This window comes from Jeotgalibacillus proteolyticus, assembly GCF_050107735.1.
Lineage (GTDB): Bacteria > Bacillota > Bacilli > Bacillales > Jeotgalibacillaceae > Jeotgalibacillus > Jeotgalibacillus proteolyticus_A.
In genome coordinates, this window is the sequence record NZ_JBNILO010000018.1 from 1 (window position 1) to 22,635 (window position 22,635).

General features: G+C 44.2%; 22 protein-coding genes and 1 riboswitch. Of the genes, 14 read left to right on the forward strand and 8 right to left on the reverse strand.

The features are described 5' to 3' along the window. Positions 1–420 (forward strand): hypothetical protein (locus ACQCT8_RS18420; RefSeq protein ID WP_426873550.1); only part of this gene is annotated, 420 nt, incomplete at its 5' end. Positions 421–730: 310 nt separating this feature from the next. Here ACQCT8_RS18420 and ACQCT8_RS18425 read toward each other — a convergent pair. The 4 genes from ACQCT8_RS18425 to ACQCT8_RS18440 are packed head-to-tail and all read right to left on the reverse strand — an operon-like array spanning position 731 to position 4,453. Next, on the reverse strand, positions 731–1,930 hold the full coding sequence (locus ACQCT8_RS18425) for a M20 family metallopeptidase (protein ID WP_426873552.1): 1,200 nt from the start codon (positions 1,928–1,930) through the stop codon (positions 731–733). Positions 1,931–1,947: 17 nt separating this feature from the next. After that, complete coding sequence (locus ACQCT8_RS18430; RefSeq protein WP_426873554.1) at positions 1,948–2,766, reverse strand: MetQ/NlpA family ABC transporter substrate-binding protein; 819 nt, start codon at positions 2,764–2,766, stop codon at positions 1,948–1,950. Between the two features lie 18 nt (positions 2,767–2,784). Beyond that, positions 2,785–3,435, reverse strand: coding sequence for a methionine ABC transporter permease (locus tag ACQCT8_RS18435; protein ID WP_278241554.1), 651 nt, complete (start codon positions 3,433–3,435; stop codon positions 2,785–2,787). After that, the gene (locus ACQCT8_RS18440) at positions 3,425–4,453 is read right to left on the reverse strand and encodes a methionine ABC transporter ATP-binding protein (protein WP_426873557.1); all 1,029 of its coding nucleotides are present in this window, start codon (positions 4,451–4,453) and stop codon (positions 3,425–3,427) included. The genes ACQCT8_RS18435 and ACQCT8_RS18440 overlap by 11 nt, the downstream gene beginning before the upstream one ends. Positions 4,454–4,594: 141 nt before the next feature. Beyond that, a riboswitch (SAM riboswitch) is annotated at positions 4,595–4,697 on the reverse strand. A gap of 176 nt (positions 4,698–4,873) precedes the next feature. Between ACQCT8_RS18440 and ACQCT8_RS18445 the strand changes: the two genes are divergently transcribed. From ACQCT8_RS18445 to ACQCT8_RS18455, 3 genes are all read left to right on the forward strand, one after another. Next, a complete protein-coding gene (locus tag ACQCT8_RS18445; RefSeq protein ID WP_426873559.1) occupies positions 4,874–5,215 on the forward strand; it encodes a metal-sensitive transcriptional regulator in 342 nt (113 codons plus the stop codon). Positions 5,216–5,229: 14 nt separating this feature from the next. Continuing rightward, entirely contained in the window at positions 5,230–5,439 is a 210-nt protein-coding gene (copZ, locus tag ACQCT8_RS18450; protein ID WP_278241551.1) for a copper chaperone CopZ, read from the forward strand. A 104-nt stretch (positions 5,440–5,543) separates the two neighbouring features. Continuing rightward, positions 5,544–7,955: a heavy metal translocating P-type ATPase gene (locus ACQCT8_RS18455; protein ID WP_426873562.1), complete on the forward strand. Its 2,412-nt coding sequence runs from the start codon at positions 5,544–5,546 to the stop codon at positions 7,953–7,955. A gap of 109 nt (positions 7,956–8,064) precedes the next feature. On the opposite strand, the gene helD is transcribed toward ACQCT8_RS18455, so the two are convergent. Both helD and ACQCT8_RS18465 read right to left on the reverse strand, forming a co-directional pair. Beyond that, a complete protein-coding gene (gene helD / locus ACQCT8_RS18460; protein WP_426873564.1) occupies positions 8,065–10,365 on the reverse strand; it encodes an RNA polymerase recycling motor HelD in 2,301 nt (766 codons plus the stop codon). A gap of 176 nt (positions 10,366–10,541) precedes the next feature. Continuing rightward, positions 10,542–10,946 carry a CBS domain-containing protein gene (locus ACQCT8_RS18465; RefSeq protein ID WP_426873566.1) on the reverse strand — a complete coding sequence of 135 codons (405 nt, stop codon included), beginning with the start codon at positions 10,944–10,946 and terminating at the stop codon, positions 10,542–10,544. Positions 10,947–11,196: 250 nt separating this feature from the next. On the opposite strand from ACQCT8_RS18465, the gene ACQCT8_RS18470 reads away from it, so the two are divergent. Further along, a complete protein-coding gene (locus ACQCT8_RS18470) occupies positions 11,197–11,331 on the forward strand; it encodes an Lmo0850 family protein (RefSeq protein ID WP_278241547.1) in 135 nt (44 codons plus the stop codon). 139 nt (positions 11,332–11,470) lie between these two features. Further along, positions 11,471–12,367, forward strand: a complete 897-nt coding sequence (locus ACQCT8_RS18475) for a diacylglycerol/lipid kinase family protein (protein WP_426873568.1) — start codon at positions 11,471–11,473, stop codon at positions 12,365–12,367. Between the two features lie 24 nt (positions 12,368–12,391). On the opposite strand, the gene ACQCT8_RS18480 is transcribed toward ACQCT8_RS18475, so the two are convergent. Then, positions 12,392–13,576, reverse strand: a complete 1,185-nt coding sequence (locus ACQCT8_RS18480) for an FtsW/RodA/SpoVE family cell cycle protein (RefSeq protein WP_426873570.1) — start codon at positions 13,574–13,576, stop codon at positions 12,392–12,394. A gap of 278 nt (positions 13,577–13,854) precedes the next feature. Here ACQCT8_RS18480 and ACQCT8_RS18485 point away from each other — a divergent pair, with 278 nt between their 5' ends. The 7 genes from ACQCT8_RS18485 to ACQCT8_RS18515 all read left to right on the forward strand — a co-directional run bounded on the left by ACQCT8_RS18485 (position 13,855) and on the right by ACQCT8_RS18515 (position 20,124). Then, on the forward strand, positions 13,855–14,628 hold the full coding sequence (locus ACQCT8_RS18485; RefSeq protein WP_426873572.1) for a hypothetical protein: 774 nt from the start codon (positions 13,855–13,857) through the stop codon (positions 14,626–14,628). Between the two features lie 348 nt (positions 14,629–14,976). Next, on the forward strand, positions 14,977–16,218 hold the full coding sequence (locus tag ACQCT8_RS18490) for an ABC transporter substrate-binding protein (RefSeq protein ID WP_426873574.1): 1,242 nt from the start codon (positions 14,977–14,979) through the stop codon (positions 16,216–16,218). Beyond that, a complete protein-coding gene (locus tag ACQCT8_RS18495; protein WP_426873576.1) occupies positions 16,199–17,065 on the forward strand; it encodes an ABC transporter permease in 867 nt (288 codons plus the stop codon). Before ACQCT8_RS18490 ends, ACQCT8_RS18495 begins: the two co-directional genes overlap by 20 nt. 10 nt (positions 17,066–17,075) lie before the next feature. Then, positions 17,076–17,873, forward strand: coding sequence for an ABC transporter permease (locus tag ACQCT8_RS18500; RefSeq protein ID WP_426873578.1), 798 nt, complete (start codon positions 17,076–17,078; stop codon positions 17,871–17,873). Then, positions 17,870–18,850 carry an ABC transporter ATP-binding protein gene (locus ACQCT8_RS18505; protein ID WP_426873580.1) on the forward strand — a complete coding sequence of 327 codons (981 nt, stop codon included), beginning with the start codon at positions 17,870–17,872 and terminating at the stop codon, positions 18,848–18,850. Before ACQCT8_RS18500 ends, ACQCT8_RS18505 begins: the two co-directional genes overlap by 4 nt. Before the next feature lie 2 nt (positions 18,851–18,852). Continuing rightward, the gene (locus ACQCT8_RS18510; RefSeq protein ID WP_426873582.1) at positions 18,853–19,521 is read left to right on the forward strand and encodes a TVP38/TMEM64 family protein; all 669 of its coding nucleotides are present in this window, start codon (positions 18,853–18,855) and stop codon (positions 19,519–19,521) included. Positions 19,522–19,542: 21 nt separating this feature from the next. Continuing rightward, entirely contained in the window at positions 19,543–20,124 is a 582-nt protein-coding gene (locus ACQCT8_RS18515) for a CDP-alcohol phosphatidyltransferase family protein (protein ID WP_426873584.1), read from the forward strand. Positions 20,125–20,825: 701 nt separating this feature from the next. Here the strand turns inward: ACQCT8_RS18515 and ACQCT8_RS18520 are convergent. After that, positions 20,826–21,911 (reverse strand): FAD-dependent oxidoreductase, encoded by a 1,086-nt coding sequence (locus ACQCT8_RS18520; protein WP_426873586.1) that lies wholly within the window; start codon positions 21,909–21,911, stop codon positions 20,826–20,828. A 148-nt stretch (positions 21,912–22,059) separates the two neighbouring features. Here ACQCT8_RS18520 and ACQCT8_RS18525 point away from each other — a divergent pair, with 148 nt between their 5' ends. Next, entirely contained in the window at positions 22,060–22,620 is a 561-nt protein-coding gene (locus ACQCT8_RS18525; RefSeq protein WP_426873588.1) for a TetR/AcrR family transcriptional regulator, read from the forward strand. Positions 22,621–22,635 lie beyond the last annotated feature (15 nt).

Here is a 22,635-nt window from a genome sequence, read left to right on the forward strand (position 1 = left end):
AGTACTGATCAACTATCCATAATTTTTCGCGAGAAATTCATTTTTTTGAGAAAGGAAGGAGGACCGGTTCATTTCCGCTGCGTCCGGAGGCTTTCCGCGTGGCGGGAGGTGAGCCCCGTTGATGCTGCCGCATCTGCCGTGTCTCACCCTTCCCGCTTTTTCACGCAGGAGTCCCCGGCCTCCGCTGCAATGAACCTATTCTTTAACAAATTCACTCCTAAAAAGAGTACTGATCAACTATCCATAATTTTTCGCGAGAAATTCATTTTTATTGAGAAAGGAAGGAGGACCGGTTCATTTCCGCTGCGACCGGAGGCTTTCCGCGTGGCGGGAGGTGAGCCCCCGTTGATGCTGCCGCATCTGCCTGGTCTCACCCTTCCCGCTTTTTTACGCAAGAGTCCCCCAACTGCGCTGCAATGAATCTATTCTTTAATAAGTTCACCCGTAAATAGATTGCTTATTGGCCATCCCATGTCTTTTATGTAAGCAACTGATATTTAAAAAGAGGTTAGGACAAAACTTAAAAAAGTTTTAAAAATGAGGATATATTTACTACTAGTATTAGGTGAGCGGAGCGGAAGGCGGCGACTCCTGCAGGACATGACGGCAAGCTGAGACTTTAAAGAGCAAGGCTCTGAAAAGGCTCAGCGCCGTCCCTGCGGAAAGCGTCCGACTAAAGCGAAGTGAACCGTTCGTAGAGCTTGAGACACTTTTGTCCCAGGCTGTTGTATTAATTCTCTCGAATCTGCCAAAACTGCTGCTGAATCTGTTTTAGTTTTTCTCCTTCTGTAAACAGAGTAAAAGCGGTTAAGGCAAGGGCCTTTGCTCCGATCATCAGCCCGCGGTCGCCTTCTTTGGATTTAGCCGCTTCTCTAAAGGCATCTGTGTGAAGGACAAGCTCCTTGGGACCAATTTGAATATAGGGATGAATCGTTGGAACGACATGACTGATATTGCCTGCATCAGTGGAGCCGATTCCATTCCGCCCATCTTCACTATATTTACCGCCAAGAGAGCTGAACGCTTCTTCAAATACATCATCAAACAGCGGGGTAGGGATTAAGTTATCCACTTCATTTTGAAAAGCAATGACATTCAGTGAAGCACCCGTTGCAAGTGCGGCACCTTCAGCGATCGCGCGGACTTTTCGGGTCACATCGTTTAAAACGCTGCGGCTCGCTGCACGGATGTAAAACCGGGCTTTCGCATATTCAGGGACAATATTCGGTGCATCTCCACCGTGAGTAATGATTCCATGAATCCGTACATCATCCTGTACATGCTGGCGAAGAGCATTGATGCCATTGAACAGCTGGAGGACTCCGTCGAGCGCATTGATGCCATCCTGAGGGGATGATGCTGCATGGGCAGGCTTTCCGATAAATTCAAAATCAAGCGGATCTACTGCTAATGAAGTTGTGGTGCGGCCTGATTGATAAGAAGGGTGGATCATCATGGCTGCATCAATATCCTCTAAATAGCCGTGTTTGACAAAGCTTCCTTTTGCACTGCCGTTTGGTCCGCCTTCTTCTGCGGGAGTTCCGAGAACGACCACTTTCCCGCCGATTTGATCCAGTACACTCGCGACGCTGTTGGCAGCAGCGATGCTGGCTGTTCCAATGATATTATGGCCGCAGGCGTGCCCAAGACCTGGGAGCGCATCATATTCAGCTAAAAATGCAATAGTAGGTCCTGGTTTATTGCTTGATTTCACTGCGTAAAAGGAAGTTTCGTGGCCTGCGACTGCCTTTTCAACCTCAAAGCCTTCAGAAATTAAATGGCTCGTCAGAAGATCTTGAGCGAAAAACTCCTGATTGCCTATTTCGGGACGTTCATGAATCGAGTGGCTGGTTTGAATATAGCCTGCTTCACGGGCCTCAATATGACTGGTGATCAGATCTTTCACGGATTTGGTTGAAACTGAATTCATCTTTAAAACTCCTCTGCTTAATAGTCTGTAAGATCTTCTACGGGAATGAACGTAGGGATCATTCCACCGTCATATTCCTCTTCAATAAATTCCGCGACATCGTCTTCCTGATAAAGTTCACCGATACGCTGCAGGTCTTCACGGTCGGTATCTTCTGTTTGCGCTGCAATAATATTGATATAAGGTGTTGCTGTGTCGCTTTCACGGAAAATCGAGTCATTCACAGGGCTGAAACCGGCATCAACAGCGATTCCGTTGTTAATAATCGCTGCGTCCACATCTGGAAGGGAACGGGGTGCCTGACCAGCTACCACAGGAAGTATTTCGATATTTTTAGGGTTGCTTGTGATGTCCTGTTCTGTTCCGGTCAACCCTGCTTCATCACTTAGTTCAATTAATTCTGCTTCTTCAAGCAGCAAAAGTGCTCTTCCCAGATTCGTTGCTTCATTTGGAACTGCGATCGTCGCGCCTTCAGGAAGCTCTTCAATAGAGTCAATTTTTTCAGAGTACAGAGCCATAGGCGCAATGACCGTCGAAGCAATCGGTGCTAAATCAAGCTCTCTTTCTTCTATAAAATCATCAAAATAAGAGATGGTTTGAAAAGCATTTAAATCAAGCTCGCCTTCTGAAAGTGCAATATTGGGCTGCACGTAATCCGAAAAGGTTACAATTTGGATTTCAATGTCTTCCTCCGCGGCTTTTTCCGCAACAAAATCCCAAATGCGTGTATCTGAACCGCTGATTCCGATTCTGACCGGTCCATCTTCATCTCCTCCGCACGCTGCAAGGGTAAGGGTAAGGATTGATACAAGTGAAAGAGTCGTCCATTTTTTCATTTTCTTTTCCTCCTAAAATTAACTTCTTCGAATTTTTTTTGACATAAGATTGCCGGTCGTCTGCAAGCCTTGAACCATAATAATTAAAATTCCGAGTGTGATGTACATCGTGGTCGTATCAAATCGCTGATAGCCGTATGTGATGGCTAGATCGCCGAGTCCGCCGCCGCCGACTGCTCCTGCCATGGCTGAAGCACCAACCAGTCCGACTGTCGCTATCGTGAGCGCTAGCACAAGAGAGCTGAGGGCTTCAGGGATGAGAAAACGGAAAATAATTTGATTTGGAGTGGCGCCCATTGCTTCTGCAGCTTCAATGACGCCTTTATCCACTTCTAAAAGAGAGTTCTCTATTAATCTGGCAATATAAGGGCCCGCATAAAATACCAGGGGAACAACAGTCGCCGCTGTCCCAATTGAAGTACCGACAATAAAGCGTGTTACAGGTACGATGGCGACGAGTAAAATAATAAACGGAACAGAACGAAATACATTGACTACGCCATTCAGCACGTTAAAGAGCGGGGCATTTTCCCAAAGATGACCTTTTCGCGTAATGACAAGCAAAATACCTAAAGGCAAGCCGATTAAGGCTGAAAATAAAAGCGAAAATCCGACCATCCAAAGCGTCTCCCAAAGCGCTTCAATAATTTGAGTAGAATCAACCAGCATCCCGGATCACATCCTTTACTGTTATGTGCTGCTGCTGAATAGAGAGGAGCGCACGTTGAATGTCTGCACGCTCTCCGATAAATTCGACAATAAGATTCCCGTAAGGAATTCCCTGCAGCTCTGTAATATTTCCATAGAGAACATTTAAATCAAGTGCAAACTCTCTCGACACTCTCGAAAGGAGCGGGTAACCGGTCGAGCTTCCGGTAAATTGAATCCGGTAAATATGCTTATGCTCCTTGAGATTGATTTCGTTTAAAATGCTCTCCGGCAAGCCGTCGTTCATGATTGAGCGAACGAATTTCTGCGTAGTCCGGTGCTGTGGATCCGTAAAAACATCAAAGACCGTTCCCTGTTCAATAATAGATCCGCTCTCAAGCACGGCGACCTTATCGCAGATCTCCCGGATCACACCCATTTCGTGTGTAATCATTAAAATTGTAATCTTATACTCCTTATTTACTTTTCTAAGAAGTTCAAGAATCGATTGTGTCGTTTCCGGATCAAGTGCGGACGTTGCTTCGTCACATAGCAGGATGGAAGGATTGGTGGCAAGCGCCCGGGCGATGCCGACTCGCTGCTTCTGTCCGCCGGAAAGCTGATCTGGATACTGGTCCGCCTTGTCACCAAGACCGACAAAATCAAGCAGGTCTGCTACCCGCTGCGATACTTTTTTCTTATCTTCGCCTGACAAAAGAAGCGGCATCGCTACATTGTGGTAGACCGTTTTTGAATTTAATAGATTAAAATGCTGAAAAATCATCCCGATATCTTTCCGGGTTTGCCGCACCTCTTTTTTAGATAGGGAGGTAAGGTCTTTCCCGTGTATTTTGATGGTGCCCTCTGTGGGCCTTTCCAAAAGATTGACACAGCGGATTAAAGAGCTTTTACCAGCCCCGCTGAAGCCGATGACGCCGTAAATTTCACCTGTTTCAATCGTCAAATCAATTCCGGAAAGCGCCTGCACTGCGTCTTTGCCGCTGCCATAAGTCTTGCTTACCGATGAAAATTGAATCATACGCCTTCCTCCTTTTTATCTGAACTAATCTCATTTGATTAGTCGGTTTAGTGCGGGGAAGAGGCATGTTTTAACGATTCAGTTCCATTAAAAAAGCCTCTTCCCGAATAAACAAGAAGAGGCCGCATACGCTAACACCTCTTCTCATCTCTCAGACTGCTGTCTGCTGGAGTTGGCACGGTGCTATGAATAGTCCGCTGCCGAGGTATCAAAGGGCCAGTCCCTCCACCTCTCGTGATAAGAAGAAATTGTTCTATTTAATTGATGTCCCTTACTTTACTATGGGAGGAAAACCATGTCAAACCATTCTTTAAAGTTCGATAATTCAGAAAATAGATCAAGATCGAATCTCATTTGTTTACATACCTCTAGAGGGTATATTATACTTATAGCATAATGACAGCGCAGGGAGTGAATGGGATGGAGAGTTTAAGAACTGGTCAGCCGGATGTAAAAGAGGATCAGTGTTCAAGCGGTCACAGTCGTAAAAGCCACCACTCTGAAGAAATGAAACATAATTTGACATCCCGTTTAAATCGTATTGAAGGACAAATCAGGGGGATAAAGGGTATGATTGAAAAAGATACCTATTGCGATGATGTGATTACCCAAATCGCAGCTACACAATCTGCTTTAAATAGTGTATCCAACCTGTTGCTTGAAGGTCATATGAAAAGCTGTATTGTAGACAGAATTCAAGAAGGCGATCTCGAAGTGGTAGATGAACTGCTTGCAACGATGAAGCGCCTAATGAAAAAGTAGGAGGATGATTGTATATGGTAGAAGCAGTAACGTTAAATGTTGAGGGAATGTCCTGTCAGCACTGTGTAGATGCAATTGAAAGCAACGTCCGGGATCTGGGCGGAGTAAATGAAGTGAAAGTCAATCTTCAGCAGGGAACGGTAGACGTTGATTTTCAAGACTCATTTGTTACATTAAGTGAAATTCGCGCTAAAATCGAAGAACAAGGCTATAAAATTAAATAATAAAAGCGAAGTGTGCAGGTTATCCGCACACTTTCTTTATACGAACTATATACCCTATGTGGGTATCTAGTGGATCATCGTTTAAAGGGGAAAGGAGTGAAAAGATGACACAAGTAAAAAGCGACCTGCATCTTACAGGCATGACCTGTGCTGCGTGCTCAAATCGGGTTGAAAAAGGATTGTTGAAGCTCGATGGAGTGGAGCAGGCTGCGGTTAACCTTACCTTAGAACAGGCCACCGTCCGCTACAATCAAGATGAGCTTTCACTAGAAGAGATTAAAAAGAAGGTAGAAGATCTTGGGTATGGAGTAGTGACAAAAAAAGCAGAGCTTGAATTGACAGGCATGACATGTGCAGCCTGTTCATCACGAGTAGAAAAGGGACTTCAGAAAATGGCGGGGGTTCAGTCTGCGACAGTCAACCTTGCGCTCGAGCAGGGAACCATTCATTACATGGATGGCGCAGTCACTGTAGAAGAAATAATGGGTCAGGTAGAAAAACTGGGATATGGAGCCAGACAAAAAAAGAACGGGGATGGTCAGCAGAAAGACCACCGTCTTGTGGAAATCCAAAAACAGCAGCGCAGATTTATTCTTTCACTGATTTTATCTCTCCCGCTATTATGGACCATGGCAGGGCATTTCAGTTTTACCCAGTGGCTGTATGTTCCTGAAGTGCTGATGAATCCATGGGTTCAAATGGCGCTCGCAACCCCGGTTCAGTTTTATATCGGGAAGGGATTTTATACAGGTGCATATAAGGCACTTCGAAATGGCAGTGCAAATATGGATGTTCTCGTAGCCCTTGGTACTTCAGCAGCTTATTTTTACAGTGTCTTTCTCGCGATTCAATCTGCAGGTATGCCTGGTCATTCCATGGGGCTGTACTTTGAAACGAGTGCCGTCCTAATTACATTAATCGTACTCGGAAAGCTGTTTGAAGCAAAAGCAAAGGGAAGATCGTCAGAAGCCATAAAAAAATTGATCGGTCTTCAGTCGAAGACAGCGGTGATTATGAACGGCTCACAGGAAACAGAAGTGCCGATTGATGAAGTAAGAATCGATGATATCGCAGTCGTACGGCCAGGAGAAAAAATTCCGGTAGATGGCATCATAACAGAAGGCAGCTCTGCCATTGATGAATCGATGATTACAGGAGAAAGTGTTCCGGTGGATAAACAAAAGGGTGATCCTGTCATCGGAGCAACCATAAATAAACAGGGATACATCAAACTTCGTGCCACAAAAGTGGGAAAAGAAACGGCTCTTTCCCAAATTATTCAGGTTGTAGAGCAGGCACAGGGATCTAAAGCGCCCATTCAGCGTCAGGCAGATAAAATCTCAGGAATCTTTGTCCCGATTGTTGTAGGAATTGCTTTGCTGACATTTGCGGCATGGCTATTGGTTGTGTCACCTGGTGAAGTTGGACAGGCCCTTGAGGCGACGATTGCTGTGTTAGTCATTGCCTGTCCGTGCGCTCTGGGTCTTGCGACGCCGACTTCCATAATGGCTGGGTCCGGCCGTTCTGCAGAATATGGAATTTTATTTAAAGGCGGCGAACATCTGGAAACCACGCAGTCTGTGAATACAGTCGTGTTAGATAAAACAGGAACCATCACCAAAGGAAAGCCTGTTCTCACTGATGTGAAGACGTATGGAGAATTTTCTGAAGAGGACTTATTGTATTTCGCAGGATCTGCCGAAAGAGGGTCTGAACACCCGCTAGCGAAATCTATTGTCCGCGGGGTGGAAGAAAAAGGAATTGATACGTCTTCCTTCCTCGATTTCGAATCAGTCACAGGCTTTGGCATTAAAGCGAATGTAGATGGAAAAGAAGTGCTGGTTGGAACACGTACACTGATGAAGGAGTCAGGGATTCAAATTGATCCGCTTGAAGAAATCATAGCGGCTCTTGAACAGGAAGGGAAAACGGTCATGCTTGCTGCGGTTGATCAGAAGCTTGCTGGCATACTCGCAGTAGCGGATACAATCAAAGAAACTTCAAAAGAAGCAGTCGCAAGACTTCATCAGGCAGGCATCGATGTGATTATGATCACAGGAGATAACAGCCGTACAGCGCAATCCATTGCAAACGAAGCTGGCATTTCAACTGTGATTGCAGAAGTGCTGCCTGAAGGAAAAGCGGATGAAATCAGGAAGCTTCAAAAACAGGGGAAAGTGGTGGCAATGGTTGGTGATGGCATAAACGATGCACCTGCCCTTGCAGTAGCTGACATTGGCATGGCCATTGGTACAGGAGCGGATGTTGCGATGGAAGCTGCCGATATCACCCTGATGCGAGGCGATCTGAATCGTATTGCTGATGCTATTGTCATGAGCAGGAAAACCATGAGAAATATTAAACAAAACCTGTTTTGGGCATTTGGCTACAACACCCTTGGGATTCCAATTGCAGCGGCAGGTCTTTTAGCACCATGGGTGGCTGGAGCTGCAATGGCATTCAGCTCGGTCTCCGTGGTATTGAATGCCTTAAGGCTTCAGCGTATTAAACTGTAAGAAAAACGGTGCATTAAAAAGCCCCGAATAGAAGGAACAGCTCGCTTTGGAAACCACTTTTGCTGGTTCTCACAAAAAGCTGTTTACTCTCATTCGGGGCTTGTTTTTTTTAGGTATTCTGCAGGGTTAATTTCTCTTTCGCCGCTTCGTCGAGCAGGAGATCCTCTGGACGCTCGCTGTAAAGAGCAAGCCGATGCATCGCGCGCGTCATGGCTACATACAATAGCTTGCGGTCAAGCTCATTTCCTTTATACGCTTCAGTCAAAGAAGGAATTAATACCGCATCAAATTCAAGACCTTTTGAAAGATAAGCAGGAAGAAGGGTAATTTGATTTTTCTTTAGTTCTTCGTTCTCTGTCAGAAGCTGAACGGAAAGAGTACTCGAAGCAAACAAGCTGAACATTTTTTTGCATTCTGATGGTGTTTTACAAATCACTGCAATGGTTGTGAAATTTTCCTTTTGGAGCTGGTGAATATCCTGCTCCATTTTTTGAACCAGTCTGTCTGCAGAAAGCTGGTGATAAGCAGGCACTAATCCGTGACGAACCACGGGCTCTACGAGAGGAAGGGACTCCTCCATTTTTTCTAAAACGGTATTCGCCAGATTCATAATTTCAATGGTGGTACGATAGCTTTTTTGCAAAGTGAAATAATGCGCTTCTCCAAATATTTCTTTTTCCACCACACCCCAGTCCCGCATTCCCCTGTAAGAATGAATGCCCTGTGCTAAATCTCCAACGATCGTAAAAAGACTGGTATCGAGAATTTTTCTGAGTGCAGCAAGCTGAAAATAGCTGTAATCCTGAGCTTCATCAATAAACACATTTTTCACTTTCGATTCATCATCAAGCCCGTACAGTCTGCCGTGCAAATAGTAAATGGGTGCGAGGTCTTCGAGTTCAAATCTGCGCCTTGTTATCATGTCCTGACTGTAATTCACCAGCTGATCAATGTCCTGACGGGTTAATTCAGGGGCGCAAGTTTCAAGAAGCTCGGGTGACGTGAGCAGTTCTTTGTAATAATCCACTGCGCTTTTTTTCTCAAACTGTTTCATATACGTACGTACGGTGGACCGCGCTTCTTTTTTAACGGCTTCGGTTCTTTGTGCCTTTGTGTCCATAATGAAGGTTACTCTTTTTCTGCGTTTTGCATCATTTCGAATGCCATACAATGCTTTTTCCAGGGCTTCATCATACACATCTTCTATTTTTTTCAGAACATGCTTTTTCTTTGTGCGGAGATGATTTTGAATAACGCCTTTAATTTTATCAAATCTTTTATAGACAGGAAGATACCGGTAATCATGCAAAAAAAGATCCGCAAGACGCGATCCGCGCAGGATCCTGAATTTCTCCAGCATGACATCTCCTTTAGGAGCAAGCGATTCTTCGATCAAATTCAAGTAGCGGTCGATTATTCTCATGAAAAGCAGGGAGCCTTTAAATTGAGAGAGTTTCTTAATCTCCGCACTGGAATCCTCTTGTTCAATTAACGAAACCAGCTTTTTTACTGGATCTTCAAGGCGGGTGTTTACCTTAGCCGCTTTTATCATGTAGTCAATCAAGGTGGTTTGTTTAATTTTATCTACACCTAATTCCGGCAGAACGTCTGAAATATATTCAATAAATAATTGGTTAGGTGCAAGGATCATGAGGTCAGAGGGATGAAAGGTTTCACTATTTACATATAAAAAATAGGATATTCGATGAAGGGCAATAGTTGTTTTTCCGCTGCCGGCAGCTCCTTGTACGATGATCGGACGATTCAAGGGAGCACGGATAATATCATTTTGTTCTTTTTGGATAGTGGAAACAATTTCGGTCAGGCGATTATCCGCTTTTCCAGCAAGCGATTGCTGAAGCAGTTCGTCTGTTGTCGTTAAATCTACATCCTGAATATTGAGCAGCTCTCCTTTTTCAATTTGATACTGCCGCTTCAGTGATAAGTAGCCCTGTGTCGTTTCACCGTTGACTTCATATTCCACGTCTCCAAGCCGTCCGTCATAATAGACATTTGATACAGGAGACCGCCAGTCTACAATAATCTGCGACTGATTCTCGGGATTATGAAGGGAGGCTTTTCCAATATACAGAGACTCTTTTTCTTCGTTGTTCTTTTGATAGTCAATTCGGGCAAAATAAGGTTTGTCATAGACGCTTTTCAGCCTTTTCACCTGGTCTGTGTTCATTTGAAGCAGACTGGCTCCGGTTAAAAGATTCATATAGCTTAAGCTGCTGTCTAAGGAGTCGAGGGTTTCATATGCTTCTTTTAAATGCTGTCTGGCGTTTCCTGCGCTCTGCTCTGATGCCGCAAGCGCCTGGTCAATGTAAAGCCGGGTGAAGAGTAAACGATCCACTTCGTTTTTATAATCGGGGTGTGTGTAAGAAGATTGCTTCGGTTGATCCGCCAAATTTGTCACCTCATTCGCATGATATAAATCGCAGCCGCGAAAAAAGAGCGTTTACAATCGTATCACAACAGCAACGAAAAAAGAAGAGGATATGTAAAAAATCCCCTTCTTGATGGTTTGGCAGTGCATTAACGTACAAAAGGGGCCAGGCCCCTTTTGTACGTTAATGCATAAAATTAAGGCTGTGAAATATCTGTGAGGGCGTCTCCGGCCTGGTCATTGGATTGAGTTGAGACGGAGAGGTCGCCAAGTGAGACCATTCCAATGACTTTTTCTCCTTCTATGACGGGCAGTCTGCGCACCTGATGTTCTGCCATTAGTGCAGCTGCTTCCTGAGAACTTGTATCCGGTTTTACACTGATTACTTGATGAGTCATAACCTGATCAATTTGTTCTTCTTTGTGCTCTGCTACTCCGCGGATGACTACATCACGGTCTGATACCATGCCGATTGCCCTGCCTTGATCAAGTACAGGCAAAATCCCTATATTATGCTCCTTCATGATCTTTGCGACTTGAGCGACTGAATCCGTTTTTTTACAGCTGATCACTTCATCTGTCATTACTTCACGAACATTCATTTAAAGCACCTCCATAGTGTAAAAATCTTATGTAGTATAAGGAAAAGCATATAATTTATACACGCTGTTTAGTCCGGCGTTCAATAAATGTTCATGAATATTGATTTTTTTGATGATTTCGGATTAACTTATGAAATTGGTGGTATTATACCCGTAAACAAGATGAATAAAATTTTAAAAAAATGAAACTATATAAATGAACCATACGTATGAATAAGACAAGCACTTAAAACAAAGAGAGGTGTCGATCATGGCTAGAGACAGCGAAAGTCTAAAAAGAATGATTGCCAAACTGTCAGGAATAGGTGTCAAAATTACGAAAACAAAATCACGACTGGAAATTTTGGAGACGGTGAAAAGTTCTCATCAGGTATCCAATACGTAAGAAGCAAGGAAAAATTACATAAACACAATCAAGGTGCTCATCTTATTTAAAAATGGGGACCTTTTTTTGTATGACATGCACGTTCATAGAAAAAATAGGGTATAGAGAAATAGAAGTTTACGAAAGGGGCAAGCACGTCATGTACAAGTCAGCAATGTTAATTTACAACGGTAATGCAGGTCAGAAACAAATGGATAAAATTCTGGCTCAAATCATAGGACCCATCAGTTTAGCGATCCCTCATCTCACCCTGCTGCAGACACAAAAACCGGGAGATGCTGAGCATTTCTGCAGGCAGCATGGAGAAGAGGTCGAACTGGTTATTGCTTTAGGAGGCGACGGCACTGTCCACGAGTGTATCAATGGACTCTCTCCTTTGGACAAGCGTCCTGTATTCAGTGTTATTCCTTCAGGAACATGCAATGATTTTGCGCGCGCATTAGACATACCGCTGAACGTAAAACAAGCGGCAGCTCTGATCAGTGAAGAAGGAACAGAAGAAAAAGTGGATATTGTTCAGACGAGCGACCAGTATTTCGGCAATTTTTGGGGAACTGGTTTAATTGCTGAAGCGTCACTGAATATAGACGAGCAGTCAAAGGGTGTTTTTGGGAGACTAAGCTACTACGTTAGTGCGTTCAAATCAATGACAGCACAGGACCGCTTTTCATTTGAAATGGAAATGGACGGAGAGACGCTGTCTGATGAGGCCGTAATGGTTCTCGTATTAAACGGACGGTTTATAGGGGCGACTGAATTTCCACTGTCAAGCATTCAACTGAATGACGGCAAGGTGGATGTTTTGATTGTGAAAGAAGCCGGATTTCCATTGTTTAAGGAAATCCTTTCTGCTAAAACCACTGTGGACTGGGAAAAGGATAAAAGCACGATTGATCATTTTCAGGCCTCTTCTTTGAAGATTTCCACCTCTTCCACACGCTATATTGATTTAGATGGGGAGCATTACGAAGGAAAGGACCACAGCTTGACGGTTCTTCCGGGACACTTGAATGTGATAAAAGGAAATACGCAATAAAAAAAGAGGCGCAGGCCTCTTTTTTTACACTTCTTCTTCTGAAGAAAACATATAGGTTCGATGATGGAATTTCATTGAAAAGATTAAACCGAGTGCAAACATAATACCGATTAGCGAGCTTCCGCCGTAACTGATCAGCGGAAGCGGGATGCCTGTAATGGGCAGCAGCTGAATCGTCATCCCGATGTTTTGAAAGGCGTGAAACGTAATCATTGAAATGATACCTGCACACACATAAACATTAAACGGACTTTTTGTTTGCAATGAAACTTTTGTTAAATGATAAATCAGCATGAAAAACAAACTGACTATAATACTTGCGCCGATAAAACCATATTCTTCTCCCACGACGGCAAAGATAAAATCTGTGTGATTATCCGGAACGTATACCTGACGATCCTGATAGCCTTTACCAAAAATCTCCCCGGATCCAATAGCGCTCATGGAAGTTGTGAGCTGATAGGCGTCGCCGGAAGAAAATTGATAGGGATCAAGCCAGGAATAGATTCTTCTAAGCTGATAATCATCAAAATATTGAGCGATTAAGTTGGGGGCAAAGATAACAATTGAAATTAATGAGGCTGCGAGAGCGCCTACCGTTAAAAATGCTGGAAAAAGAATTTTCCATGTAATTCCTGAAACTAACACAATGCCTATCGTAATAGCGATAAACACAAGCATTGTACCGAGGTCAGGCTGTTCATTAACCAAAAGGAAGGGAACCCCTGCAACAGCACCGATTTTAGCAAGCATCCATAAGTCGCTTTTAACCGTGCGCTGGCCAAAGTTTTCATTATGGGATGCAACCACCCGTGCAAGCGCGATTATCGTGAAGGTTTTCATAAATTCTGATGGCTGCAGCGTCCCAATTACAGGAAAACGATACCAGCTGTAAGCTCCATTTATGTACGGCACTATGCTTTCAGGGGCGACAAGAAGCCCGACTAACAAAACAACGCCAAAGCCATACAGGACCCAGGCAATCCTCCTGAACTGGTCCATATCAAGGACCATGGTAATGCTTATAATGACAAAACCCACCACATAAAGCATGCCCTGTCTGAGTGCAAAGTTCATATTTCCGTATTGCTCCGTGGTTTGTGCGGATGAAATGGCGAGAATACTGGCCATCATAAAAAAGATCAACAGGATCGCAAGGCTCCAATCAATGCGATCGGAAAATTGTTTCTGGTTATTCAATCTATTCACCTTAATTCTATATACTTTTAGTAGATATAATCAGATACTGTAATGTGTTTTCGTCACTTCTACTAGACTATCAAATGTCAGGTCAATTCACAATTGACAGGAAGACTTATCTTGCTTAACTGTAACATGATTCTTTTGATGCATGCGATAACATAGCTATAAATAGCAGTTCTTCTTTAATGAGACGGAAAAGGTGTAACAAAAGTTTCTTTTTTTCTTCTTTCTTTTGCAGTTTGATACACTATACTTAATGAAAAAACAGAAGGGGTGATGGTCAGGTGAAACCTCAAGCGGGATCTTCGGAATGGATCTATATTCATCTTAACTCAACGCAGGATTATGTAATGTCTGCCGGTATTGAATTTAAAGACTTTTATCATGCATTGTCTAAAAATCTCCATCACCTCTTGCTCCTGAAGCATCAGTATGACAATGCATCTTTTAATATGCACACCCACCTGGAGTACGTCAGCGCAGATGAAATGAGCAAGTTGGCAAAGGACCCCGTCCACACCTACGGGGATTTTTGCTGGATTGATTTCGAAGATGAAGCAGGAGTCGATGAGATGACTTCACAGGAACTTGCCGAGCTCTTATATATCGGTCATATGAAGTATCATCTCCGTCCTCCATTTTACCGGAAACTGAATAATCAATTCGTTTATCTGACTGCAGAGGACGGCACGATGAATCGTATATATTACCGGAATTGGGATGATTTTTATACGGTACTGGGCAATGTGCTGCCGGCTAAATGGAACTTCCTTCGAAGCGGCAAAGGCATGCTGAAATGGAAAAAGGAAAAAGCCGTTACTGTGATGCCGAGAGAAGTCGTGAGGACCGTTACCCATTTACTGCAGGATGGCGTTGTTATTTCACTGGCGAAATCCAGTTCTGCAAGAAGCAAGATCGACATTCCCATCTGGCTGGTGGGAGATTACGAAAGTCTGAATGATCTTGAAGAAGAGATGACTGTAAGAATGAAAGAAACACCCGATGCCTGGTTCAGCTATGATCGTAAATCCAAAGATTGGACAGCGGTTATTGAATAATTCGCTTAGTTAAAGGAAAAATAGGGTGGGACATCACTGAAAAATCGTAACAGAGACCGTGTGATGTCAATCGTATAAGTAATGCGCAGGGCGGCGATAACGAGCAGGAAATAATGCTCAAGGGTCTGCCGCTGCTGAAAGCGTCCACCTAAAGCGCAGTGAACCGGTCAAAAAGCCTGAGACATTTGTCACAGGCTTTTTATTTAGGCCGCATTATGAAGGCACTTGAAAAGGATAAAAAGTAAGTGATCTTACTGCAGAGCATTTTCGTTACCTTTATAGAGAAAAAAAGACTACACTGATAATAGAAGCAGCTAATAGAGAAAGTTCAGAGAAAGTGGTGATCGCATGAGTAAATCTTTAGTTCTTACATCAGGCATTTTAATCCTTGCTTTAGCAGGATGTACAGGGCAGCCTTCCACATCCAGCTCCTCAGATCAAACGGATCAATTGTCCTGGGACGAAATTAAGGAGGAAGCAGCCGGCGAAACTGTCCGCATGTACATGTGGGGAGGAGATGAAGGAATTAATCAATACATGGATGAATGGGTAAAGCCCAGGTTAAAAGAAGAATATGATATAAATTTCGAACGAATCCCGTTGAATACGAATGAAATCATTCAAAAGCTTGAAACGGAAAAAAGAGCCGGGCAGCAGGACGGTACGATTGATTTGATCTGGATGAACGGTGAAAATTTTAAACGGGCGAAAGAAAGCTCGCTGCTGCACGGTCCATTTACACAACAGATCCCCAACTTTCAAACCTACTATGATGCAGAAAGCCTCGATTTCACCTATGATTTTGGCACGGAAACAGAAGGACTCGAAGCACCTTGGGGGAAAGTGCAGTTCGTATTTCATTATGATTCTTCAAAAATGGATGCTCCGCCTTCTTCGTTAGAAGAGCTTCAGGAATGGATCGGGGACAACCCTGGAAAGTTTACCTATCCTGCTGCAGGCGACTTTACCGGTGATGCATTTATCCGTCATGTTCTTTACGGAAAAACTTCTTCTTTAGAGGAGCTGCTTGAAGAACCGTATTCGCTTGACTTAATTGAGGAAGGAGCTCAGGAGGTATGGGGATATTTAAATGAAATAGAACCTGATCTGTGGAGAAGCGGAGAGACGTATCCATCCTCACTGACTGAGCTTGACCGGCTTTACAGCCAGGGGGAGATCTGGATGACGATGGGCTACAATGAAGCGAGAGCGGAGGTTCTTGTGGAAGATGGCGTTTTTCCTGAAACGACTGAATCTTTTATCCTTGAAGAACCAGGCTCAATAGGAAATGCTCATTTCCTTTCTATCCCTTTTAACAGCCCAAATAAAGAAGCGGCCATGGCAGCCATTAATCTTATGCTGTCACCTGATGCCCAGGCCGTTAAGCTTTCTCAGGAATACTGGGGGGAAAATACACCGATAGACTTTACCACATTAAATGCTGAAGAAAAAACACTTTTTGACGAAATTGAAAGGGGAGAAACGGTATTGGATCAGCAAACGCTCGACGATGCTTTTTTGCCGGAAATAGATGCTGCGTATGTACCGTGGCTGCAGGAGCAGTGGATAGATGAAGTGGCATCTGAATAAACAAACCATCCTATTACTAATACCCTCGTTTCTATTCCTTTTACTCGTCCTCTACAGCCTGGTTATGTCATTTGTAGAAAGTGTAAAAGGGCCGGATGGGTGGACACTTGCCTATTATCAAAGCCTGTTTGAAGAAGAAAGGCTCTATGCTTCATTTGGCTACAGCCTTTGGATTACATTGATCTCCACTGCTTTATCGATTGTGATAGGATGGGCGCTCGTCCGGACGTTTCACACATTTATTGAAAATAGTTTAGGAAAATGGATTTTGTGGATTCCAATGCTGTTTCCCCATTTTGTCTGGGGGTATTTTGTCCTCCTGCTTCTAGGACAAAGCGGTGTGCTTTCTTCTGTTCTGTACAGTCTTGGCTGGCTCGAATCAAGAGATGCGTTTCCGGTACTTGTACAGGACAGGGAAGGGACGGGGATCATTATTACGTACTTGTGGAAAGAGATTCCGTTTGTCGTGCTCATGCTGCTGCCTGTATATGCACAGATGCCGAAGCAGTATGGAGAAGTGATTCAGGTGTTAGGCGGAACGAAGAGAGAGTATTTTAAAACGATTGAGTGGCCGTGGGTTCAGCCGGTTATTGTAGAAGTATTTTTAATTGTGACTGCATTTATTTTTACAGCGTACGAGGTGCCTGCGCTGCTTGGCGTTGAATTTCCTCAAATGACAGCTGTGCTAGCCTATGATTGGTTTTACGGGATCAGCTGGGATGAACGGTCCTTCGCTTTTGCCCTGCTGTTTATGATATCCGTTGTGATGAGCCTGTTTGCCCTGCTATCTTTTCTTATGCTGAATAGAAGAAGATGGTTGATTTCAAAAAGTCAGCACCAGCGATAGGAGTGGCAATATGAAAAAGACCATTTTTTATATTTTTTCAAGCTTGTTTTTTCTGCTGCCTGCTTTGATGCTGGCGGTTAAAAGTTTTACACCTGTTTGGAAATGGGGGGAGCCGCTGTCTTTTGAGTGGACGCTCCGTGGATGGGAAGTTTTTCTGATGGACCCGAGGATCTATGAAGCTCTATTTGTATCTACTCTTATTGCTCTAGCAGTAACATTTTTAAATCTTTTGGTCGGTTTTCTTGCGGGTAAAGCCCTTTCTCACTCTGTTTTTAAAGGGAAAGGTTTGCTTGAAACGCTTCTCCTGCTGCCTTTATTTATTCCAACGATGGCAGCAGCACTCGGCCTTCACATCACCATGATCCGGTTAGGCCTTGCCAATCAATGGCTTGGCGTGGTAATTGTTCATCTTGTTCCCACCATTCCATATACCATAAAGGTCATGAAAGCTGGCTATGACAGAATTGGCTCCGGCATGATCCAGCAGGCGAAAGTGCTTGGAGGCAGCCCCTTTCATGTCTTCAGATCCGTTGAACTGCCCTTACTGATGCCGAGTGTGCGCAGTGCCGTCTTTCTGACTGTCACCATCAGCATGAGCCAATACGTCCTGACAGCAGTGATCGGTGGAGGAAACGTAATTACGCTTCCCATCATTTATTATCCATTTTTGCAATCAGTCAATGATACCGTGATGGCGGCTTTTTCCATTGCATTTGCCATGCTTCCCGTCATAGCAGTAGCAGCGGTTGAATTGCTATCCAAAATTTTGACGTACAAAGGGACTTTCGTAAACAGAGGTGTAACATGACGTATTTTTCACTTGTAAAAGCCCATAAAGAGTATCAGGAAAAAGCAATTTTTACCGGCGTTGATTTTTCACTTGAAAAAGGAGAAATTCTTTCTCTTGTTGGTCCATCGGGAACCGGGAAATCCACACTGCTCCGCTGTATCGCAGGACTGGAGCAGTTTACATCAGGTCATGCTCTCCTTGAAGACCAGAGGGTAGAGCACCTGAAAGGAAAAGAACGAACCGTAGGGATGGTATTTCAGCAGCCGTTGCTTTTCCCTCACTTAACGATTCTGGAAAATGTGATCTATGGGTTAAAGCTGAAGCGCTCAAAAAGAGAGGCAGCGACTGAAGGAATCAAATATATAAAGTCCGTGGGGCTCGAAGACTATATTCATGCTTACCCGCATGAATTGTCAGGCGGCCAGCAGCAGCGGATTGCGTTAATCAGGGCGCTGGTGCTCAAACCAAAGCTGCTTTTACTGGATGAGCCCTTCAGTTCGCTTGATCCTGACTTAAGACGGGAATTAAGGGACTGGGTCAGAATGCTATTAAAGCAGGAGAAAATGACGGCTGTTTTTGTCACACATGATCGCGAAGAAGCCATGCTGTTAGGGGACAAGGTCGCCGTGTTGGCAGAAGGAGAAATCCAGCAGATAGGCCCTCCAAGACAGGTATACGAGCAGCCTGCTAATGAATTAGTTGCCAGACACTACGCGGATGTCATAGTGCTGAATGATCGGGAATACGCACCCAATCACTATTTTGCATGGAGCAGATCGCAGGCGGCATTTAATGCAGAGTTCTGCGTACTCCAAGCGCAGTGGCTGAACCAGACGTATCAATTTGGGGAATCCTATGCACATATACAGATGACAGGTACGAAAAGAAGGCATATCATTCCAGCGAAGCATGATTTGTCCCATCTGACACCTGGAGAAAGTGGATACGTGGCGGTAAACCGAAACGAGATCCGGTCTTTTGATAAGGAGGAATAAACTTGAAGGCAAAAATAAAACAGCTAATTCCCCTTGTGCTATTTATCACAGTGCTTGGGGTGCTCCTTTGGTTCAGCAGCCGCTACATAAATGTGGGACCACGTGAAATCCAGGAGTGGATCCAATCCTTCGGTGTGTGGGCGCCTTTATTGTTCATTCTGATTTATACAATCAGACCGCTTATCCTTTTTCCCGCATCTGTCATCTCGCTTGCAGGAGGGCTCGCTTTTGGCGCCTTTGAAGGATTTCTTTATATCTTAATCGGAGCCACCTCAAGTGCAGCCGTTGCTTTTTGGGTCTCACGACTATTCGAAAAATCATTTGTTAAGCGAAAAGAGCAGGGAAGAATCTCAGAAATTATGAAGCTGATGGAAAAAAGAGGCTTCTTTTATGTGCTTGTCCTACGGTTCATCCCTTTGCTTAATTTTGATGTAATCAGCTATGCGGCAGGCTTGGCAAGTGTACGCTTCAGGTCTTTCATTCTGGCAACAGTCCTTGGAATTATTCCGGGAACGTTTGGCTATGCTTTTATTGGTTCGAGCTTTGCGCAAGGGGACACCCGAGTGATCGTCATTAGCGTACTAGCAGGGGTAGCGCTTATTGCAATCCCCGTTTTCTACAGAAAAAGAGTAGCTTCCTGGCTTGGAATAGAAAAAGTAAATAAACCGTAAGAAAGGGAGGAAGGACGAGAAATGCTGGATACGCATGCAAGAAAATATGTACAGCCGGTCATACAAAGAACGGCTGACCGTCTGCTGAAAGTGGGACTGAGCGCAAATCAGGTAACGGTGCTGTCCTTCTTAATTGGTACGTCATCCGGTGTGCTCGTTTACTTCGGCTTACCTTGGGCCGCTGTGATCGCGCTATGGGTTTCCGGATACCTGGACGCCGTAGATGGATCAATGGCAAGAGCCACAAAGCCCTCCCCGTTTGGAACGGTAATGGATGTGACATTTGACCGAATCGTGGAAATCAGCGTCATTTTAGGTGTGGCTTTTTTATTGCCTGATATTTTATGGGCTGCCTTGCTGCTGATGGCTTCAATCGTAGTATCCATGACCATCTTTTTAACCGTAGGAAATGTATCCGAAAATAACGGTGTCAAATCCTTCCGCTATCAGGCCGGCCTGGCTGAGCGAACAGAAGGATTTATCTTTTTAACGGCTTTAATGATTTTTCAGGAGTATGCGTTGTGGATTACGCTGGCGTTTTTTGCAGTTGAGGTTTTTACGGCGGGGCAGCGGTTTATGGAGGCAAAGCGTTTACTCTCTTAAAACGCAGACTGCTGGCAACCGTTCGCATTCTTCGTTGTTCGTCCCGCCCCAGATGCTCATTGCCGGAAGAGGCAACTCCGTTCTGTGTCGGCACTCACGCCTCGAATGACAAACGGTTTCAGCTAGTCTGCTGGACTGTCTTTTGAATATAAACTATCAGGAGACTAGGTTTTTCTTAATTGTTGGAGCAGACCGCTGAGAAGCGCTCGCATTCTTCGTTGCTCACCCTGCCCCTGATGCTCATTGCCCTTTTAGGCAACTTCGCTCTGTGTCAGGGTTCGCGCCTTGAATGACAAGCGCTTTCAGCTGGTCTGCTGGACTGTCTTTTAAATATAAACTTTCAGGGGACTAAGTTTTTCTTCATTATTGTGGCAGACTGCTGGCAACCGTTCGCATTCTTCGTTGTTCGTCCCGCCCCAGATGCTCATTGCCGGAAGAGGCAACTCCGCTCTGTGTCGGCACTCACGCCTTGAATGACAAGCGCTTTCAGCTAGTCTGCTGGACTGGCTTTTAAACGGACTTTTTTTGATTTAATTAATATAAACAATATGCTTGTAAAATGAGGTTGGGAGATAATCAGTAAAATATGTAAAGCGTCCGCTTGACAGCGCAGTGAACCGGACAACAAGCCTGAGACGCATTATTCTCAGGCTTGTTTATTTTTATAGAGTGAGTCCCAGTCTTGGTTGCTTTCTTTATGGTTACTGGTATTTTTTCATAAAATTCCGGTCAATGTAGTTTTTGAGCTGCCAGGGCAGGGAGCCGTATAGGGAGGTCTTGCCCCATAGAAGCAGCCCTTTTTGAGAGCCGGTGGAAAGGATAGCCAGACTGTTTTTTTGAGGGTGGTAGTCCCTCAAGGGTTCTTTTGTTACTGCCGCGTTAAGATTGTGCCATAAGACCTCTCCCTGCTTAACCGCGTGCACGCCATTTTTCTCCATTTCAGGATGAGTAGTCATAGTAATGCAGTCACCCGCTCCAAAAATGGACGGAAAATCAGGAGATTGAAGCATGCCATTTACCTCCAGGAATCCTTTTTCATCTACCGGGAGTCCGGATTTCCGAAGGATTTCAGGTGGATACGCCCCGCCTAAATATAGAAGCTGATCAAAAGGGATAACCGTTCGATTGGCAGTGACAATTTTTTTGCTGACAATCTTTTTTGCCCGTTCACCTTCATACAGCTTGATTGAGTTCTCCTTCATGAGCCGGTGCATGGTCTTCTGGGCTTTAGAACCATGCTTTTGAAGGAGAGCACCGGAATAAATCAGTGAGATCTGATCATATTTCCTCTGATGCTTGCGTTTCCAGGCCGCTAGAGACAGCGCCATTTCGCATGCTGCAGCACCTCCGCCAATAACGGCTGTCTGTCGTGAAACATGCAAATCAGTAATATGATCAGGAAACGTATGCGCAGGCTTTAAGCGCGTCAGTTCCTTATTCAGTCCGGGTATTGCTGGATTTGTTGTATGAGAGCCGATGTCCAATGATAGATAGTCATAGGAAAAGCGCTGTCCGTTAACAGAAATAATCTTTTGAGAAGGATCGATCGAGTCTACTGATCCCTGATGAAATTCACAGTTTGCCTTTGCAGCAAGACTTGGCAAATGAATTCGGATGTCTTCAAGTGAATAGAGTCCTTCAATATATCCGGAAAACATGCCGGAGTAATATTGATAATCGTCACTTGACACCATGATCCACTTGGTATCATTATTATTTGATTTAGTAAGCTGTTTTAAAATCGACAGATGCGTGTGCCCGCCGCCTGCCAGTATGATGGTTTTCATTGAAGCCTCCTCAGTGTGCTATATAGTCTAATCATACAAAAGGATGGACAAAAAGCAAAAAAACTTGATTATCGTATCGAAGTCTAGTAAATTAAAAACGAACGATCGGTAGGTAACGGTGAAGCTAAAGTTAAGAGAGGTGATTTAGTTGACAGAACAAAAATTAAGACAAGCTGCGATAGAACTTTTTATAGAACATGGATATGAAGGAACCTCAATCGCTAAGATTGTTCAAAAGGTAGGGATTAGAAAATCTTCGTTTTATGCCCATTTTAAGTCGAAGGGTGATTTGTTTCTGGCCGTATATAAGGATGCGGTAGAAAAGGAAAGTGAACGAATCAGTGAAATTGAAAAGCAGCTGGCTGAAAAGGACCCGGTCATGCAGCTTCAGGAAATCTATAAAAATCTTTCTGACCCTCAAAAAGGTGGAAAGGAAACTCACTTTCTGCATCGGATGCTTTTTTATCCGCCCGTGGAATTTAAACGTGAAATGAAGGTCATATTTGGTGAGATAGAAGGGCATGCGTCTCAAATCATCCGTAAAAAAATAGCCCAAACAGCTAAGGATGCGGATGCTGCAGAAAATTTACTGGCTGTATTTTACGCCATTATTGACGGGCTGGCTATTGAATCACATCTATACACAGAAGAGGAATATGTAAAAAGACAGCAGGCAGTATGGACGGTTTTTCGTTCGAATTTAACGTAATCAGGAAGGGTGTTT

Coding starts and splice junctions, on each gene's coding strand:
- ACQCT8_RS18505 (WP_426873580.1), top strand. CDS start 17,870: ATGACGTATTTTTCACTTGTAAAAGCCCATAAAGAGTATCAGGAAAAA.
- ACQCT8_RS18470 (WP_278241547.1), top strand. CDS start 11,197: ATGGCTAGAGACAGCGAAAGTCTAAAAAGAATGATTGCCAAACTGTCA.
- ACQCT8_RS18425 (WP_426873552.1), bottom strand. CDS start 1,930: ATGAATTCAGTTTCAACCAAATCCGTGAAAGATCTGATCACCAGTCAT.
- ACQCT8_RS18435 (WP_278241554.1), bottom strand. CDS start 3,435: ATGCTGGTTGATTCTACTCAAATTATTGAAGCGCTTTGGGAGACGCTT.
- ACQCT8_RS18500 (WP_426873578.1), top strand. CDS start 17,076: ATGAAAAAGACCATTTTTTATATTTTTTCAAGCTTGTTTTTTCTGCTG.
- ACQCT8_RS18465 (WP_426873566.1), bottom strand. CDS start 10,946: ATGAATGTTCGTGAAGTAATGACAGATGAAGTGATCAGCTGTAAAAAA.
- ACQCT8_RS18440 (WP_426873557.1), bottom strand. CDS start 4,453: ATGATTCAATTTTCATCGGTAAGCAAGACTTATGGCAGCGGCAAAGAC.
- ACQCT8_RS18520 (WP_426873586.1), bottom strand. CDS start 21,911: ATGAAAACCATCATACTGGCAGGCGGCGGGCACACGCATCTGTCGATT.
- ACQCT8_RS18490 (WP_426873574.1), top strand. CDS start 14,977: ATGAGTAAATCTTTAGTTCTTACATCAGGCATTTTAATCCTTGCTTTA.
- ACQCT8_RS18515 (WP_426873584.1), top strand. CDS start 19,543: ATGCTGGATACGCATGCAAGAAAATATGTACAGCCGGTCATACAAAGA.
- ACQCT8_RS18475 (WP_426873568.1), top strand. CDS start 11,471: ATGTACAAGTCAGCAATGTTAATTTACAACGGTAATGCAGGTCAGAAA.
- ACQCT8_RS18445 (WP_426873559.1), top strand. CDS start 4,874: ATGGAGAGTTTAAGAACTGGTCAGCCGGATGTAAAAGAGGATCAGTGT.
- ACQCT8_RS18455 (WP_426873562.1), top strand. CDS start 5,544: ATGACACAAGTAAAAAGCGACCTGCATCTTACAGGCATGACCTGTGCT.
- ACQCT8_RS18495 (WP_426873576.1), top strand. CDS start 16,199: ATGAAGTGGCATCTGAATAAACAAACCATCCTATTACTAATACCCTCG.
- ACQCT8_RS18430 (WP_426873554.1), bottom strand. CDS start 2,766: ATGAAAAAATGGACGACTCTTTCACTTGTATCAATCCTTACCCTTACC.
- copZ (WP_278241551.1), top strand. CDS start 5,230: ATGGTAGAAGCAGTAACGTTAAATGTTGAGGGAATGTCCTGTCAGCAC.